13 protein-coding genes are annotated in these 16243 nt (G+C 64.6%); 6 read left to right on the top strand and 7 right to left on the bottom strand.

The features are described from left to right. The first annotated feature begins 22 nt into the window (after positions 1 to 22). Both ACLD02_RS18355 and ACLD02_RS18350 read left to right on the top strand, forming a co-directional pair. Positions 23 to 1444, top strand: coding sequence for a hypothetical protein (locus ACLD02_RS18355; protein WP_410299371.1), 1422 nt, complete (start codon positions 23 to 25; stop codon positions 1442 to 1444). Then, entirely contained in the window at positions 1441 to 2568 is a 1128-nt protein-coding gene (locus tag ACLD02_RS18350) for a zinc-dependent alcohol dehydrogenase family protein (protein ID WP_203105656.1), read from the top strand. Before ACLD02_RS18355 ends, ACLD02_RS18350 begins: the two co-directional genes overlap by 4 nt. Before the next feature lie 65 nt (positions 2569 to 2633). Here ACLD02_RS18350 and ACLD02_RS18345 read toward each other — a convergent pair whose 3' ends face one another. Together ACLD02_RS18345 and ACLD02_RS18340 are read right to left on the bottom strand one after the other, a co-directional pair. Then, positions 2634 to 3026, bottom strand: coding sequence for a nuclear transport factor 2 family protein (locus ACLD02_RS18345; protein ID WP_203105655.1), 393 nt, complete (start codon positions 3024 to 3026; stop codon positions 2634 to 2636). A 187-nt stretch (positions 3027 to 3213) separates the two neighbouring features. Then, the gene (locus ACLD02_RS18340) at positions 3214 to 4128 is read right to left on the bottom strand and encodes a recombination-associated protein RdgC (RefSeq protein WP_203105654.1); all 915 of its coding nucleotides are present in this window, start codon (positions 4126 to 4128) and stop codon (positions 3214 to 3216) included. Positions 4129 to 4378: 250 nt separating this feature from the next. Here ACLD02_RS18340 and ACLD02_RS18335 point away from each other — a divergent pair, with 250 nt between their 5' ends. Both ACLD02_RS18335 and ACLD02_RS18330 read left to right on the top strand, forming a co-directional pair. Further along, the gene (locus ACLD02_RS18335) at positions 4379 to 5998 is read left to right on the top strand and encodes a long-chain-fatty-acid--CoA ligase (protein WP_203105653.1); all 1620 of its coding nucleotides are present in this window, start codon (positions 4379 to 4381) and stop codon (positions 5996 to 5998) included. A gap of 258 nt (positions 5999 to 6256) precedes the next feature. After that, positions 6257 to 7492, top strand: a complete 1236-nt coding sequence (locus ACLD02_RS18330) for a dienelactone hydrolase family protein (protein WP_410299370.1) — start codon at positions 6257 to 6259, stop codon at positions 7490 to 7492. A 173-nt stretch (positions 7493 to 7665) separates the two neighbouring features. Here ACLD02_RS18330 and ACLD02_RS18325 read toward each other — a convergent pair whose 3' ends face one another. From ACLD02_RS18325 to ACLD02_RS18310, 4 genes are all read right to left on the bottom strand, one after another. Next, entirely contained in the window at positions 7666 to 8976 is a 1311-nt protein-coding gene (locus ACLD02_RS18325; RefSeq protein ID WP_410299369.1) for a TRAP transporter large permease subunit, read from the bottom strand. Next, positions 8976 to 9530: a TRAP transporter small permease subunit gene (locus tag ACLD02_RS18320; RefSeq protein WP_203105650.1), complete on the bottom strand. Its 555-nt coding sequence runs from the start codon at positions 9528 to 9530 to the stop codon at positions 8976 to 8978. The genes ACLD02_RS18325 and ACLD02_RS18320 overlap by 1 nt, the downstream gene beginning before the upstream one ends. Before the next feature lie 80 nt (positions 9531 to 9610). Beyond that, positions 9611 to 10657, bottom strand: coding sequence for a TRAP transporter substrate-binding protein DctP (gene dctP, locus ACLD02_RS18315; RefSeq protein WP_410299368.1), 1047 nt, complete (start codon positions 10655 to 10657; stop codon positions 9611 to 9613). A 186-nt stretch (positions 10658 to 10843) separates the two neighbouring features. Continuing rightward, positions 10844 to 12304 (bottom strand): amidase, encoded by a 1461-nt coding sequence (locus tag ACLD02_RS18310; protein ID WP_410299367.1) that lies wholly within the window; start codon positions 12302 to 12304, stop codon positions 10844 to 10846. A gap of 69 nt (positions 12305 to 12373) precedes the next feature. Here ACLD02_RS18310 and ACLD02_RS18305 point away from each other — a divergent pair, with 69 nt between their 5' ends. Continuing rightward, complete coding sequence (locus tag ACLD02_RS18305; protein WP_203105647.1) at positions 12374 to 12796, top strand: VOC family protein; 423 nt, start codon at positions 12374 to 12376, stop codon at positions 12794 to 12796. 6 nt (positions 12797 to 12802) lie between these two features. On the opposite strand, the gene ACLD02_RS18300 is transcribed toward ACLD02_RS18305, so the two are convergent. Next, positions 12803 to 14032 carry an acetyl-CoA carboxylase biotin carboxylase subunit family protein gene (locus ACLD02_RS18300; protein ID WP_203105646.1) on the bottom strand — a complete coding sequence of 410 codons (1230 nt, stop codon included), beginning with the start codon at positions 14030 to 14032 and terminating at the stop codon, positions 12803 to 12805. Between the two features lie 188 nt (positions 14033 to 14220). On the opposite strand from ACLD02_RS18300, the gene ACLD02_RS18295 reads away from it, so the two are divergent. Continuing rightward, positions 14221 to 16188, top strand: coding sequence for a hypothetical protein (locus tag ACLD02_RS18295; protein ID WP_203105645.1), 1968 nt, complete (start codon positions 14221 to 14223; stop codon positions 16186 to 16188). The last annotated feature ends 55 nt before the right edge of the window (positions 16189 to 16243 follow it).

Here is a 16243-nt window from a genome sequence, read left to right as displayed (position 1 = left end):
CTATTTTGGCTCGGGAACCAAGATGAGAGACTATCGCCGCGCGGACGGCGAGACCCGCTACTGGCCGCTGGGTCCGTTCAAGGTCCGCCTCCCCTTCCTGCATTACCGCTTTGAGTGGCCCGATTATTTCCAGGGCCTGCTGATGTGCGCCGTCGATCTGGCCGCCATTCCGTTGATGACCGAACTGCTGGGCATGCCCTTCGAGGCGGCGCTGGCGGTGGTGATGCTCAACGGCCTGCTCTATCTCACCCATCACCTGCTCGGCGACCCGGTGGTGCCGGGCTGGATCACGCCGGCGATTCCGTTGCTGATCGCCTACTGCCAGACCTTCCCGGAGGGCCCGGAGCGGGTGCACGCGTTGATCGCCTTCCAGTTGTTGCTGGGGCTGTTCTGTATCGGCCTGGGCATCACCGGCCTGTCGCGCAAGGTGGTGGGCCTGGTGCCGCCGGCGATCAAGGCCGGCATCATCATGGGCGCGGGCATCGCGGCGGTGATATCGGTGTTCAAGGTGGGCGGTCGCTTCGACAGCTTCCCGTGGACCATTTCCATCGCCATCGGCATCGCCTTTTATCTGATCTTCTCGCGGCACTTCGCCTGGCTGAAGCGACGCAACGCCTTCTGGGCCAACTTCGGCAAGCTGGGTATCTTCCCGATCATCGTCCTGGCCATCGTGATCGCGCCGCTGTTCGCGGAAGCGCCTTGGCCCACCATCGAGTGGGGTTTCTCCAAGCCGGACTTCGTGACCCTGTGGAACGAGTACACGGTGTTCGGCCTGGGCCTGCCGTCGGTGCCCATGTTCCTGCAGGCGATCCCGACCATGCTGGCCGCCTACATCGTACTGTTCGGCGATGTACTGCAGGGCAAGGCGCTACTCAAGGAGGCGGACGAATCGCGCCGGGACGAGAAGGTGGACTACAACCCGGACCGCGCCCACATGATCTTTGGCGGCCGTAACGCCACCATGAGCATTATCGGCCCGGACGTGGCCATGTGCGGCCCGCTGTGGGCGGCCATGCACGTGGTGATCGTGGAGCGCTTCAAGGAAGGCCGCAAGGCGATGGACTCAATCTTCGGCGGCGCCGGCTCGTTCCGATGGGGCACCAACACCGGCCTCATCCTGATGCCCATCGTCAGTCTGGTGGAACCGATTCTCGGCGTGGCGCTGGCGCTGACCCTGCTGATCCAGGGCTATGTCAGCGTCCGCATCGGCGTGCTGGAAGCACGCAGCCAGCGTGACCTGGGCATCGCCGGCGTGATCGCCGCGGTGCTCGCCACCAAGGGCGCCACCTGGGCGTTCGCGGTGGGCGTGGCGCTGTGCATCCTGATTTACGGTCGCCGCTTCTTCCAAGGCGAAAACGACCGCACCTTCACCAAACACGACCTTCCCCCGGACAACCCTTCCCAGGACAACCCTTCCCGGGACAACCAAGAGGAATCCCCATGAAGACCCGCGCGGCAGTACTTCGCGAAATGGGCGCCGAGCGCCCCTACGGCGGCTCCAAACCGCTGAAGATCGAAGAGGTGGAGCTGGACGCTCCGGAACACGGCGAGATCCTGGTGCGGGTGCGCGCCGCCGGCCTGTGCCACTCGGACCTGTCGGTGATCGACGGCAACCGGCCCCGACCGCTGCCCATGGCCCTGGGCCACGAAGCCGCCGGGGAGGTACTTGAAGTGGGCCCCGGGGTCACCGACCTGGAAGTGGGTGATCATGTGGTGTTTTCGTTCGTGCCCAGCTGCGGCACCTGTGACTACTGCCTGGGCGGCCGCGCCGCCCTGTGCGCGCCGGGGGCGGTGGCCAATAACGAGGGTGTGCTGCTGGGCGGCGGCCGCCGGCTGCACCAGGGCGACACCACCGTGAACCATCACCTGGGTGTCTCAGGCTTCGCCGAGCACGCGGTCACCTCACGGCGCTCGGCGGTGAAAATTCCCAAGGATCTGCCGTTCGATATCGCCGCCGTGTTCGGCTGCGCGGTGCTCACCGGCGTGGGCGCGGTGGTGCACACCGCCGGCCTGCGCGCCGGCCAGTCGGTGCTGGTGGTGGGCCTGGGTGGCGTCGGCCTGTCCGCAGTGCTCGGCGCCGTGGCCGGCGGCGCCCGCCAGATCATCGCCGCCGACATCGCCCAGGACAAACTGGACATGGCGAAATCCCTGGGCGCCACCCACGTGGTCAACTCCGCCGACGAAGACGCCGTGGAACAGGTGAAGGCCATCAGCGGCGGCGGCGTGGACATCGCCGCGGAATTCGCCGGCGTGGGCCCGGCCCTGGAATTCGCCTTCGCCGCCACCGGCAAGGGCGGCAGCACGGTCACCGCCGGCCTGCCCCACCCGAGCACGCGGCTGGCGGTAAGCCCGGTTCAGATGGTCGCCGAGGAACGGCGCTTCCTGGGTTCCTACCTGGGTGGCCACGTGCCGGCGCTGGATATTCCCGAGTACATCGCCCTGTATCAGGCCGGCCGCCTGCCGGTGGACAAGCTGCTCACCCACCGGCTCAAGCTGGAGGACATCAACGAAGGCTTCGAGCGGCTCGCCAAGGGCGAGGCAATCCGGCAGGTGATCGTTTTCGACTAGCGGCCTGTCGGCCGCGATACAGGGTGCAGGATGCATCCTGTATCGGGTCCGCCTTGGCGAGCCCTTTATTTTTTCAGCCGCTCCAACATGGCGCCCATCATTTCGTGGATCTTGTTGACCCCTTTCAGCGGGCGGACCATGACCTTGAAATCGTCGATGCGACCCTCGGCGTCGCAGTGAATGATGTCCACGCCGTTAAGGTGAATGCCGTCCAGGTTGGTGGTGAATTCCAGCATGGCGTTGTCGCCCTGAAGGATTTCGCGCTCGTAGCGAAAGTGCTCGTTATTGAGCGTGTGCAGGGCGGCGGTGAGGTACATTTTGGTGATCGCCTTGCCTTCCTGGGGCGTGTGTACCACCGGCGAGTGGAACACCACGTTATCGGCCAGTAGCCGGTCCAGCTCATTGGCGTCCTTGCTCTCCACCAGGCGGTGCCAGTGTTGGATGGTTTGTTCGATCATATCAGGCTCCCGTTTCAGTGTTTACAGTGTAAACATTTAGACGGGACTGTAGCGTTTTTGGCGGGTTGGGGCCAGCCCTGGAGCAGGTAGCCATGACGGCGCCGGGTATCGCGACTGAAGCGGAACGCCGCCCGGCCGCTCCTACAACTTACTGCCGCCGTAGGAGCGACTTCAGTCGCGATCCGCTTCAGTCGGCGCCAGGACCGCTCTCGGCCTTGACCTCGAAGTAGTTGTAGAGCGCATCCAGTACCGCGCGCAGGCTTCCGCCCTGCAGCTCCAGCCCCGCCATCATCTCGTCCAGGGCGTCCTCGGCGTTGATCCCATCCAGGTTTTCCTGGATCAGGTCCAGGGGCTTGAGGCGCTTGATGGCGAAGTCCTGCTGCAGGTCGAACTCCATCTCGTCCTTCCAGGCCAGGTTCACCTTCACCGCCGCCAGTTCCTCCAGGTGGGCGAGGATTTCCTCGCGGCCCAGGTCCAGGGCGGTGATGCGCACACTGGCGCCGTCGCCGTTCTTGAATTCACAGCGGTCGCCCAGGGTGAAGCCGTCGGGCAGACCGCGCGGATCACGCAGCCAGCCGGCGAACGCGGCGGTGGTGGCCGACGCGGCGGTGGGGCGGCTCACCGGCAGCGAGTCCAGCGCCTTGCGCAGGGCCGACACCACCTGCTCGGCGCGGCTCTCGGAGCCGCAATCCACCATCACCCGGCGGCGCTGGGGGTCAATCAGCACGCCGGTACGCCGGGAACGGGTGAATGCCTGGGGCAGCAGTTCGAAGGTGATCTGGTCCTTCAGCTCGGAGCGCTCCTTGCGACCCACCGGCCGCCCCTCGCGGTCGCGGATTTCCTCCACCCGGGCGTCCAGTTCCTCCTTGACCACCGGCCCGGGCAGCAGCCGGGTGATTTCCTGGTGCACCAGGTAGAAATAGCTGCCGGTGGCCACCACCATGCGGTCCTCGTTCTTCAGCGGCGGCACGAAGCCCTCGCTGCTCGGACTCTGGCGGCCACAGGGCGGACAGCGGTGCGCGTCCAGGCGCTCCTCCAGCTCGGCGGCGCTCCAGTTGAAGGGTTCGGTGCCCAGAAAGACGGTGAGGTTCTTGATCCACATAGCAGGGTTCCGGAAAGCGGCTGTCACGAAAGGGCGGCCACATTATCCCAGCGAGCCACGGAAGAAAACCGTGACTGTCCCAATGGTAGGTCAAGCGGACTGATTCAGTTTCCAACGCCGAACCCGTTTCCTTTCACAGGGATACGACCGGCACGCCGCCACCCTGGTCCGGACGGATTTGACAGCTCCTTCGGATAAAGGAAATCTCGAAGGTCTCAAAACAACAACGGCAAACACTCGGAGAGCTCCTATGCTAGGCCAGATGATGAACCAACCGCTGCTGATCAGCAGCCAGATCCGCCACGCGGCCCGCTACCACGCCGACGGCGAAATCGTCTCGGTGGAAACCGCCGGCGGCCTGCACCGCACCAACTGGGGAGAGGTGGAACAACGCGCTCGGCGCCTGGGCTCCGCCCTGCTGGGTCTGGGCCTGGAACGCAGCGACCGGGTCGCCACCCTGGCCTGGAATAACCACCGCCACCTGGAGATCTACTTCGGCGTGTCCGGCGCCGGCCTGGTCTGCCACACCATCAACCCGCGCCTGTTCCCGGAACAGCTGGTCTATATCTTCAACCACGCCGAGGACAAGGTCCTGTTCATCGACAAGACCTTCCTGCCGCTGATCGAGGCCCTGCAGGACAAGCTGCCCAAGCTGGAGCACGTCTACCTGCTCAGCGGCAAGGACGACGAGGCCGCCGCCAAGGTGCCGGGGCTGAAGTTCTACGAGGACCTGATCGAACAGGGCGACGACGGCTTCGAATGGCCGGAGTTCGACGAGAACACCGCCTCCAGCCTGTGCTATACCTCCGGCACCACCGGCAATCCCAAGGGCGCGCTCTACTCGCACCGTTCCACGGTATTGCATTCCCTGGCCGTGGCCCTGCCCGACAGCCTGGCGCTGACCGCCCGGGACTGCCTGCTGCCGGTGGTGCCCATGTTCCATGTGAACGCCTGGGGCATTCCCTACGCGGCGGCCATGGTCGGCGCCAAGGTGGTGCTGCCCGGCCCGGGCCTGGACGGCGACAGCCTCAAGAACCTGATCAACAGCGAGGAAGTAACCTGCGCCGCCGGCGTGCCGACCCTGTGGCAGGGCCTGATCGGCGCCCTCAAGAAAGCCGGTGAGAAAGTACCGACCCTGACCCGCACGGTAATCGGCGGCTCCGCCTGCCCGCCGTCCATGATCGCCACCTTCCGCGACGACTACGGCGTGGACACCCTGCACGCCTGGGGCATGACCGAAATGAGCCCGGTGGGTTCGGTGAGCACCCTGCTGCACAAGCACATGGCGTTGTCCCCGGAAGAGCAGGCGGCGATCCGCGCCAAGCAAGGGCGGCCGCCGTTCGGCGTGGACCTGATGATCGGCGACGAAGACGGCAACGAGAAACCCATGGACGGCGACACCCAGGGCGACCTGTACGCCAAGGGCCACTGGGTGATCAGCGAGTACTTCAACGTGGATACCCCGGCGCCGCACAAGCAGGGCTGGTTCCCCACCGGCGACATCGCCACCCTGGACCCCAACGGCATCCTGACCATCAAGGACCGCTCCAAGGATGTGATCAAATCCGGCGGTGAGTGGATCAGCTCCGTGGAGCTGGAGAACATCGCCATGGGCATGGAGCAAGTGGCGGACGCGGCGGTGATCGCCGCCAAGCACGCCAAGTGGGACGAACGCCCGCTGCTGATCGTGGTGAAGGCCGAGGGTCAGGACCCGTCCGAGCAGGACGTGCTGGCCGGCTTCGAGGGCCAGGTGGCCTCCTGGCAGGTGCCCGATGCCGTGGTGTTCGTGGACGCCCTGCCCCGCAACGCCACCGGCAAGGTGCTGAAGACCAAACTGCGCGACGAGTACGAGAACCACCTGCTCGGCTGAGCCTGGCCTCGGCATATCGCGACTAAAGTCGCTCCTACGGTTCAGGATGGTGTAGGAGCGGCCGGGCGGCGTACCGCTTCAGCCGCGATTCGAGCGTGCGACACGACCACGGCGGCATGGAGACACGATCGCGGATGAAGGGCGCCACCGTGCGCCGCCTGTATCCTGCATCCTGAATCCGGGTTCCCCCCTCCCCTTTCGACAGCTTCCTGAAGCGCTGCTAGGCTTTTCGCTTTACGCGCACAGTAAGGAAGCACCATGGGAGAGTTCATCGACGTTACCGCCAAAGATGGCGGCCGGTTCCGGGCGTACCTGGCGCTGCCACCGGCGGGCAAGGGCCCGGGCCTGGTGGTGGGGCAGGAAATTTTCGGCGTCAACGAGACCATGCGCCGGGTGGCCGATGGCTACGCCGAGGAAGGTTACGTGGTGCTGGTGCCCGACCTGTTCTGGCGCATCGAGCCGGGTATCGAGCTGGGCTACGAAGAGGCGGATTTCCAGCGCGCCTTCAAGCTGTTCCAGACCGTGGACCTGGACCGCGCCATCGACGACATCGACGCCAGCCTGGAAACCCTGGCGGCGCGCCCGGAGGTGACCGGCGGTGACCTGGGCTTCATGGGTTTCTGCCTGGGCGGCAAGCTCGCCTACCTGACCGCCGCGCGCACCCGGGTGGCGGTGTCGGTGGGCTACTACGGCGTGGGCATCGAGGAGCATCTGGACGAAGCGGCCCAGATCCAGGGCCGCCTGGTGCTGCACTTCGCCGAACAGGATGGCTTCTGCGACGAAACCACCCGCAACCAGATCATCACCGCCCTGGGCGGCACCGTCAGCAAGCTGGAAACCTTCGTCTACCCGGGCGTTGACCATGCCTTCGCGCGCCCCGGCGGCGACCACTTTCACAAAACCAGCGCCGACATGGCCCACGAGCGCACCATCGCCGCGCTGAAACGGGAGATCGGCCCGGACGTGGACCTGTCGGCCCTGTGGGATGAACACTGCCGGCATGAATTCGCCACCCGTAACGTGGACGCCACCATGGCGACCATGGTGGCCGAGCCCTACGTGAACCACATCCCCACCATGACCGGCGGTGTCGGCTACCAGCAGCTCAGCCGCTTCTACCGCAACCATTTCGTGCACGGCAATCCGGACGATATGACGCTGGTGCCGGTGTCACGAACAGTGGGCGCCACCCAGCTGGTGGACGAGTTCATCCTCGGTTTCACCCACGACCGGGAAATCGACTGGATGCTGCCCGGCGTGGCGCCCACCGGCAAGAAAGTGGAGATCCCCATGCTCGGCGTGATCCGCTTCCGGGGCGACAAACTCTGCCACGAGCACATCTACTGGGACCAGGCCAGCGTGCTTAAGCAGATCGGCCTGCTGGACGGCGAGGGGCTGCCCGTGGCCGGCGCGGAAACCGCCCACAAGCTGCTCGACGAAAGCCTGCCTTCCAACACCCTCATGGCCCGTTGGAAGGACAGCGAAGGGAAATAACAAAAGCCCCTGATCGGGATCCGCCGTGAAGCTACCTCGGAGCGTTTCGGCGTGGTCCCCCTTCCGGGACCCTGTCAAACAGGATGTTTGACGGGAGCCCCCATGGACGGGTTCACGGCGTTCCCGGAAGGGGGACCACGCCGAAACGCGGCCCGAATGGAGCGCCCGGAACGCTAGAAGAACAGATCCGGCAGATAGGTGGCGATCTCCGGGAACATCATGATCAGGGCGATGCCCACGATCTCCACCAGCACGAACGGAATCACCGAGACATAGATGTCCTTCATGGTGATGCTCGGCGGCACCACCCCCTTCAAATAGAAGAGGTTGAACCCGAACGGCGGTGTCATGTAGCCGATTTCCATGTTGATCACGAACAGGATGCCGAACCAGACCGGATCGAAGCCCAGGGCTTTGACCACCGGCAGGAACACCGGCAGCGTGATCAGCATGATACCCACCGGGTCCAGCACCATGGCGAGCAGGAACACGATCAGCATCATGGTGATGATGATCGCCCAGGGCCCACCTGGAATGCCGGTGATCAACCCCTGGATCATCTCCTGGGCGCCCATGCTCTGGTAAGCCGCGCTGAAGGCGTGAGCGGCGAACAGAATCCACATGATCATGCCGGTGAGCTTGAAGGTGCGCAGCGCCGCGTCACGCATCAGCTCCCAGGACATGCGCCGGTACACCAGCGCGGAGATCAGGGCGCCGAGCACGCCCATGGCGGCCGCTTCGGTGGGCGTGGTAACGCCCAGGATGATGGAGCCGAGCACCATGAAAACGATCAGGATCGGCAGGATCACCGCGCGCAGGGCGGCCATCTTTTCGCCCCAACTGGCACGCTCTTCCTTGGGCAGCGCCGGCGCCAGATCCGGCTGGAAGTAACAGCGGATGATGATGTACGCGCAGGTAAGCACCATCAGCAGAATGCCCGGCAGCACGCCGGCGGCGAACATCTGGCCCACGGACACGCCGGTGATCAGCGAGTAGAGGATCATCAGAATGCTGGGCGGAATCAGAATGCCCCAGCCGCCGCCGGTGTTGATGCAGCCCAGCACCATGCGCTTGTCGTAGCCGCGCTCCAGCATGGACGGCAGGGCGATGGTACCCATGGCCACCACGGCGGCGCCGGAAATCCCGCACATGGCGGCGAAGATGGCGCAGATCGCCAGGGTACCGATGGCCAGGCCACCGCGCAGGCCACCCCACCACAGGTACATCATCCGATACAGATCCTTGGCCACGCCGGTGCGCTCCAGCACCATGGCCATGAATACGAACAGCGGAATCGCCACCAGGGTGAAGTTACCCATGGTGCTCCATATCTGCGAAGCGACCATATAGAAGGCATCCGGCCCCCAGGTGAAATACAGGAAAATCACCGACACACCGCCAAGCACGAAAGTCAGCGGCAGGCCCAGTACCAGGAAGAACAGCAGCGAGCCGAAGAACAGCAGCGTGATCATTTCAATGCTCATCAGATCTGCTCCTCTTCACCGGTGTCGATGCCGTCTTTAAGCACGTTGGCGTTGTTCGGGTTGATCGCCACGGCGATGTCGCGCAGCAGTTTCACGGTGCCTTGCAGGAACACCAGGAACACGGCGATCGGCATGAACGCCTTGACCGGCCATACCGGCGGGTTCCAGGCGGAATAGCTGGTTTCCATGCCCTGTATTGATTCCCAGGCCATGGAGGTGGCGAAGTACAGAAACGCCAGAATGAAGATGTAGAACACCACGGCGGTGAAAATGTCGATGATCGCCTGGCCGCGAACCGGGATGTGCGAATACAACAGGTCCACGTTGACGTGGCCACGATGGGCCATCACATAACCGCCGGCCATGATCGAATAGATCGCGAACAGGAACTGGGTCAGCTCCGTGGTCCAGACGGTGGGCGAATCAAACGCATAACGGCAGATGACCTCGAACAGCAGCAACGCGCTCATGACAAACACCAGCAGCGCGATCCACCGGCCCAGAAAATCATTCAGGCGGGTCACCCCGTTAATCAGCTTCTGAAGGAAGGACATGGTTCCTCCGCGGGGGGCATCAATCGATCAATGGGAAAACGGGGACGCCGGAACGGCGCCCCCGGGGGTTCACAACGGGCTTACAGGTAACCCAGGTCGGAGAGGAAGTCCTTCAGCTTTTGTACCGCTTCGGCGGCTTTGTCGCTGCGCTTGGCTTCTTCGTCCCATATCTTCTGCGCCACCTGGGCCAGCTTGTCCTGGACGTCCTTGGGCATGGTGTTGACCTGCACGCCCTGGTCGGCCATCACCTTGGCCAGGGTGATCTGCTCTTTGTAGAGGTATTCGTTGGTGCGCACCCAGAACTGCTCGTCGAGAGCGTCCTTGACGATCTTGGCCATGCCTTCGGGCAGCTTGTCCAGCGCCTTCTGGCTGACGATGAAGGCATCGGTGCCGGCGATATTCAGCGCCGGATGCACGTGGTACTTGGCCACTTCGTAGAGGCCCATGCTGGCGGCACCCTGTACCGCACCCCAGTGAGCCGCGTCCACCACGCCGCTGGACAGCGCCTGGTACAGCTCGCCGCCAGGCACATAGGTGGCCGCCGCGCCGGCTTCGGTGAGGAACTTCTGCAGCGCGCCGGAAGAACGAATCTTCAGGCCGGTGAAGTCATCCCAGCTCTCGATCGGCTTCTTGGAAACCATCTCGGTGGGATACACCTTGTCGGTGGAGTAATAGACGTTAAACTTCGCCGCTTCCTCGCGGAGCATGTCCTCGAAGCCCATGTTCTTGTGGAAGTAAGCCGCTTCCCAAACGTTGCGGAAAGCGAACGGCATGCCGGAGGCAACGCCCGCCAGGGTCATCTTGTCCTGGGCATAGGCCGGGGAAATGGTGCCCATCTGGATCACGCCACGGCTTACCGCGTTGAAGGTTTCCTGGGCCTTGAACAGAGCGCCGGCTTCATAGAGCTGCAACTTGAGCTTGCCATCGGTGCGATCCTCGATCACACGCTTGATGCGCTCCAGGCTGTCCTTGTAGGAACTGCTGGAGCCGGGCCAGTGGGACTGGACCTTCCAGGTAATGGTGTCCTCGGCGGCCTGGGCCAGCGGCGACAGCGCGACGGTGGCCGCCACGGCGATCACCGAGCCACCGATCGCGAGGGTCTTGCGGAAACGATGAATCAGACTCATGGGGAGCTCCTGGTTGTTGTTTTCACCCGGGGTGTTTCGCATAGCGAAACACCAAGGCCAAAAAATGAAACTGCGAGGGGAATGTAGCACAGCTCTCACCTTCCCCAATACCCTCTTTTTCTCCCGGAGCCCGGTTTTGGCGGCCCATGTATACAACTTTATGGCCGATGTTGACCGCCCATCGCCTCACTCCGCCGTCGGCGCCGGAGGCAAAGGCGCCAGGGTCTCCGCCAAACGGGCAGCGAACGCCAGCACGGTGCGGTCCTCCAGGTAGGGCCCGACGATCTGCACGGCCAGCGGCAAGCCGTCCCGGGTCAGGCCGATGGGCAGGCTCAGCGCCGGCAGATAGACGCCGCCGGCCAGCCCCGCCCACACCAGAATATCCATGTAGGGCTGATCGACGCCGTTGACCTCCAGCACCCGGGCATCCGGCCCCGGCGTGTGCTGGTGGGGGAACGGCAGGGTCTGCACCACCGGGCACAGCAGCACGTCGTAGTCCTGAAAGAAGCGCTCCCAGGCCAGCCGCATACCCTGGCGGCGCTCGTCGGCGCGCAGCCAGTCGGCGTGGGACTGGGTGGCACCCCGGGCGAAGCGGGCGCGGTAGCCATTGTCGCTAGCCGGCGTGGTGGCGGCGCTCTCCGCCATCTGTTGGTACAGACCATCGGGCAGGCCCACGCCCATGGTGCCCGCCAGTAACTGGTAATAGACGTCATAGGCGGTTTCCAGGGTAATGCCATCCGGGCGTGCCGCCGGGTCCACCGCCACGCCGGCCTCGCCCAGCTCCACCAGCAGCCTCTCCAAGGCCGCCTTCAAGGTGCCGTCCACCGGGCAGCGCGGGTCATCCAGCCAGGCGGCAACGCGGAAATCGGCCAGATTCTGGTGACGGGACGGCGGCAGCGCCAACCGCCAGGCCGGCGCATCCTCGGGCTCCGGCGCCGCCAGCACCTCCAGAGCCAGCTCCAGATCGCCCACGTTGAGCGCCATCGGCCCGGCCACGGACAGATCCCGGCGTGCCAGGGCCCCGGGCGGACCCGGTACATGGCCCCGGGTCGAGATCAGCCCGTAACTGGGCTTGAGTCCGCACACACCGCAAAACGCCGAAGGGGTACGAATCGAGCCACCAATATCGCTGCCCAGCTCCAGGGGCGAGAAGCCGGCGGCCAGGGCCACCGCGGCGCCGCCGGAGGAACCACCCGGGGTGAGATCCGTGTTCCAGGGATTGTTGGTGGTGCCGTGGATCTCGTTGTAACTCTGCAGATCCCCGGCGTAGGCCGGCACATTGGTCTTGCCGAAGATCACCGCGCCGGCATCGATCAGCCGTTGCACCGCCCGGCTGGTGGTGTCGGAAATGTGCTCACGCAAGCCCTCCACGCCGGCGGTGGTGGGCCAGCCACTGATCTCGTAGGTTTCCTTCACGGTCATCGGCACACCGTGCAGCGGGCCCCAGTCCTCACCCCGGGCCAGGGCCTGGTCCGCCCGCCGGGCGCGTTCCCGGGCCAGATCGAAACGTCGCACCACCACGGCATTGAGCGGGCCATCCAGGCGCTCCACGCGATCGATGAAATACTCCAGGGCCGCCTCGGCGGTGATCGCTCTGTTGCGGATACGGCGCGCCAGGGCCCGGGCGCCAATACGATGCAGGTCCATGAACTCTCCCTCTGTTATTATGAAATGACATTCTGTTCGCCATTCCTTGTATCAAAGGGCATCCGAAACATGAAGTATCTGCATACCATGGTGCGCGTCCGCGATCTGGACGAGACACTGCGTTTCTATTGCGACGGCCTGGGCCTGCGCGAAACCCGCCGTAAGGAAGTCCCCAAGGGCCGCTTCACCCTGGTATTCCTGGCCGCCCCGGAAAGCCCGGAGGCGGAGCTGGAACTGACCTGGAACTGGGACCCGGAAGACGACATGGGCTCGGCGCGCAACTTCGGCCACCTGGCGTTCCGGGTGGACGACATCTACGGCCTGTGCGAACACCTGCAATCAATGGGCTACACCATCAACCGCCCACCCCGGGACGGTCACATGGCGTTCGTGCGCTCACCGGATCTGATCTCCGTGGAGCTGCTTCAGAAAGGGGACGCCCTGCCCGCGAAGGAGCCCTGGGCGTCCATGGAGAACACCGGCACCTGGTAGGCGCGGTCAGACGTAGAAATCCAGCTCCTCCTGGTGTTTGAGAAGCTCGCGCATCCGGTAGGGATCGTCGCCGTGGAAGTACACCAGGCCCCAGTGGGTGCCGAAGGCGGTGCGTTTGGTGACGGTCTCTTCCAGGGGCGGCGTCAGTTCGTGGAAATCGAAGTAGGGGTCGTCCTGGGTCTCCTCCGGAATCTCCAGACGGCTCACCACCCGCCGGCGCGGATAGACCCCGAAGCAACCGGCGTGGCCGTCCGCGTCCACCACCTCGCGGGGGAAGAAGGCCTTGATCTCCTCCGCCGTGGCTTTCGGGTCGAACACCAGCACCATGCCCTGGTAGGCGTTAAAGCCATAGACCCGCTCCAGCAGCTCGAACACCTTGAAGCCCGGCGGCCGGAAGGCCACTTCGCCGAAGTACATGGTGCCGTCGCTGGTGACGAAGTATTCCGGGTGAATAAAGCCGGATTTGAGATCGAAGGTCTTGATCAGTTTCTCGATCTCCTCGCGGATGCGCGGCCGCCAGGCTTCCAGCTCCGGGCTGGCCGGCACGAACACGGAATAGCCCAGGGTCACGTACTCGGAGATGTTGAGGAAGCAGATCTCACCGTCGTGAATCCAGGCTTCCACCGCGAATTCCCAACCATCCAGGTGGCTCTCCATGAGCACCGGGAATTCCTCTTCCGGGATGGTATCCACCTCATCCGGCGTGCGAATCACCCGGTGGCCCAGGCAACCGGCCTTGTCGAAAGCCTTGAGGTGAATCGGGTCGTTGGGGTCACCGTCCAGTTTCAACAGTGTCTGGTTAACCCGCTTGAGAAAGCGGATCACGTCATCGCGATCATGGGCTTCCTCGAAAATACCCACGCGAATGCCGCCCAGTTGCGCGCGCCGTTTCATCAGCGCCTTGTCGCGGAACAGCACGGACTGGCCGTACAAGCGGGGGTTATCCATCAGCACCGAGTTGATGGCGCCGGCCCATTCCACGGTTTCCTCGAACAGCGGCACCGCCACGTCCACGCCTTCGTCGCGCAGCCGCTCGGCGATTTCCATGGAGCGGTCATTGAGGCGTTCGAAATCCCAGCGGATGTAGGGGATATCGTGCTCGCGAGCGTAGTCCTCGGCCCAGTTGGGCGCCACCACCACGAAACGGCGGTCGAATTTTTCCAGAGCGTCGATGGCGTTGAGACTCCAGCCAAGCAACGCGATGTAGCCTTTCTGTGGGTTCTTCTCCTTTACCATGAGGTCACCTCCTGTCGAGGGCGCGCCTCAAAAGTGAGTGGAACCGGCTGGCGGCCCCTGAGCGGCCCTTTTTCTACCCTAGCAGAAGCGACCCGGGCCTGCAGAGCGGCCCCGGCGGTGGGGTGGTGTTCCGGGGAGATGACGGGCAAGCTACGGCTGACAGGCAGCGAACACGGTCCGAAAGCAGCATGAGCAGCAGTGAAATCCAAGATAACGGCAGCGGCGCCCAGGCCCGCTTCGAACGTGCCCTGGATCAGCTCGCGCAGACCCGCGACTTCGCCAAGGGGCTGCACAGCGCCAAGGTCCTGCAGCAAGCCGCCCGGGTGCTGCGCGAACCGGATGGGCCCGCCTGGCTGCTTGAACGGGCGGCCGATTTCGAGCGCGCCGGCGTGTTCGCCGGCACCGACTGGGCGTTCCCGGAAATCCTCCAGGCCGACCTGACGGTAAACACTCTGCGCCTGGGCGGCGCCGACGACATTACCCTGGAGTGCCTCAGCGAACTGCGTTTGCTGGCCGTGGCGCTGGGGCGGCTGCACCATCCCGCGCTCTCCGCCGAGCAGGCGCACCATTATCTGGCACAGGTGCTGGCGCTGAACCTGGATTTGCTGTTCGACATCGGCGGCGAAGCGGTGCGCATACGCCAGGGTCGCCTGGCGCCGGCGGTGCGTGGCGTTCTGCAACTGCTGGTGGAAAACATCGGCTATGACAACATTCTCGACCGCCTGATCGAGGAAATATGGCGCATCCTGGCCCAGCGACCGGTGCGCCTGGATCACATCAAGGCAATGATCACCCAGATCGCCGCCTGCTTGTACAACCCGTCCATTGATGTGTCCGGCAGCCGCGGCGCGGACCGCCTGGTCAGCGCCCTGTTCGGCCCCACCCAAGCCTGCTCGGAGGACCCCGGCCTGCCGCTCTACCGGGAACGGCTTGCCGCCATGGATGGGCCGTCACTGGCCCAGGAAGCCAACGGCTTCGCCCGGGCCATGCACGACACCGGGCTGGTTTCGCCCTATCACGCCGTTTTTCTGCGCTTCGCGCTGGACCACTCCGCCGATCTGATCAGTAGCGCCCTGGGCCTCAGCGCCACCGGTCGCGACGGTCTCCTGTGCTACCAGGAACTGGTCCACGCCCTGATCGAGGCGGCGGTGCATCCGGAAACCGCCCAGACCGTCTATGGTCTGTCGCTGCTGCTGGAAAGGGGCACGCTGTTCGCTCCGCCCATGGCGCCGGCTCTGTGGCGCCAGCTCAACCTGGAGCTGTGTCCCGAGGCGGAAACCGCCATTCTTCGCGCCCAGGGCGAGGCGCAGCCGGCCCGGGTGCGGCTGCTGGCCGACGTGCTCGGCGTACTCGGGCTGCCGCTCGGGATCGGCCAGGGCAACAACCCCACCTGCCAATCCGCCCGGGCCCTGTCCATGTGGGCCCATAATGACCCCGACTATCTGCTGCAGATGATCGTCTGGGCGGCCCGGGACGACGACCTGGTGATGCACTTCGAGGGTCAGCGGCTGTCGTCCCGGGAACTGAGCGGCGGCGCCGCCGGCACGGCGCCTTTGGATGTGGACGCGGTTTCCACCCTGCTGGTGCCACACCTGGATCGCATCTATCACGCCATGGGCGCCCTGTGCGCGGACCGTGGCGACGATCCGCACCGTTGGATCAACCCGGAATTCCATGGCTGGTGGGTGGGGCGCGGCTTCAAGCTGGCGGTGGACCTGGCCAGCGGCGCCCTGCATGACTACGAGAATTTCGTGCGCCATTTCCATGCCTGTTATCACCCGCTCTATAACGGCAACCAGCCGCTGATTCACCCGCAACCGGCGGGTCTGGCGGTCACCGACAGCGCCGCGCGCTTCGTCGGCTGGCACGCCATCACCATCCAACGAGTGGCGCTGGATCAGGACGAGGTAATGCGGGTGTATTTCTACAACCCCAACAACGATTCCGGGCAGGATCTGGGCAATGGGGTCAAGGTCTCCACCGAGGGGCGCGGCGAACGGTTCGGCGAATCATCGCTGCCGGTGGCGGAGTTCGTATCGCGGCTCTATATCTTCCACTTCGATCCCCTCGAGCACATCGACCCGGCGAGCGTGCCGGCCAAGGACGTGGCCGACGTGGAGGCGCTGGCGCGGGGCAGCTGGGCCCAGGAGCGTTAGCAGGCCGGCTTTCAAGCGCGCATAAAAAAACGGGGCCCGATGGGCCCCGTTTCTC

This window comes from Alloalcanivorax sp. C16-2 (genome assembly GCF_046507615.1).
GTDB classification, from domain to species: domain Bacteria; phylum Pseudomonadota; class Gammaproteobacteria; order Pseudomonadales; family Alcanivoracaceae; genus Alloalcanivorax; species Alloalcanivorax marinus_A.
Note: the sequence above shows the minus strand (reverse complement) of the source record. Positions and strands in the feature narration are given on the sequence as shown.

Coding starts and splice junctions, on each gene's coding strand:
- ACLD02_RS18355 (WP_410299371.1), top strand. CDS start 23: ATGAGAGACTATCGCCGCGCGGACGGCGAGACCCGCTACTGGCCGCTG.
- ACLD02_RS18350 (WP_203105656.1), top strand. CDS start 1,441: ATGAAGACCCGCGCGGCAGTACTTCGCGAAATGGGCGCCGAGCGCCCC.
- ACLD02_RS18345 (WP_203105655.1), bottom strand. CDS start 3,026: ATGATCGAACAAACCATCCAACACTGGCACCGCCTGGTGGAGAGCAAG.
- ACLD02_RS18340 (WP_203105654.1), bottom strand. CDS start 4,128: ATGTGGATCAAGAACCTCACCGTCTTTCTGGGCACCGAACCCTTCAAC.
- ACLD02_RS18335 (WP_203105653.1), top strand. CDS start 4,379: ATGCTAGGCCAGATGATGAACCAACCGCTGCTGATCAGCAGCCAGATC.
- ACLD02_RS18330 (WP_410299370.1), top strand. CDS start 6,257: ATGGGAGAGTTCATCGACGTTACCGCCAAAGATGGCGGCCGGTTCCGG.
- ACLD02_RS18325 (WP_410299369.1), bottom strand. CDS start 8,976: ATGAGCATTGAAATGATCACGCTGCTGTTCTTCGGCTCGCTGCTGTTC.
- ACLD02_RS18320 (WP_203105650.1), bottom strand. CDS start 9,530: ATGTCCTTCCTTCAGAAGCTGATTAACGGGGTGACCCGCCTGAATGAT.
- dctP (WP_410299368.1), bottom strand. CDS start 10,657: ATGAGTCTGATTCATCGTTTCCGCAAGACCCTCGCGATCGGTGGCTCG.
- ACLD02_RS18310 (WP_410299367.1), bottom strand. CDS start 12,304: ATGGACCTGCATCGTATTGGCGCCCGGGCCCTGGCGCGCCGTATCCGC.
- ACLD02_RS18305 (WP_203105647.1), top strand. CDS start 12,374: ATGAAGTATCTGCATACCATGGTGCGCGTCCGCGATCTGGACGAGACA.
- ACLD02_RS18300 (WP_203105646.1), bottom strand. CDS start 14,032: ATGGTAAAGGAGAAGAACCCACAGAAAGGCTACATCGCGTTGCTTGGC.
- ACLD02_RS18295 (WP_203105645.1), top strand. CDS start 14,221: ATGAGCAGCAGTGAAATCCAAGATAACGGCAGCGGCGCCCAGGCCCGC.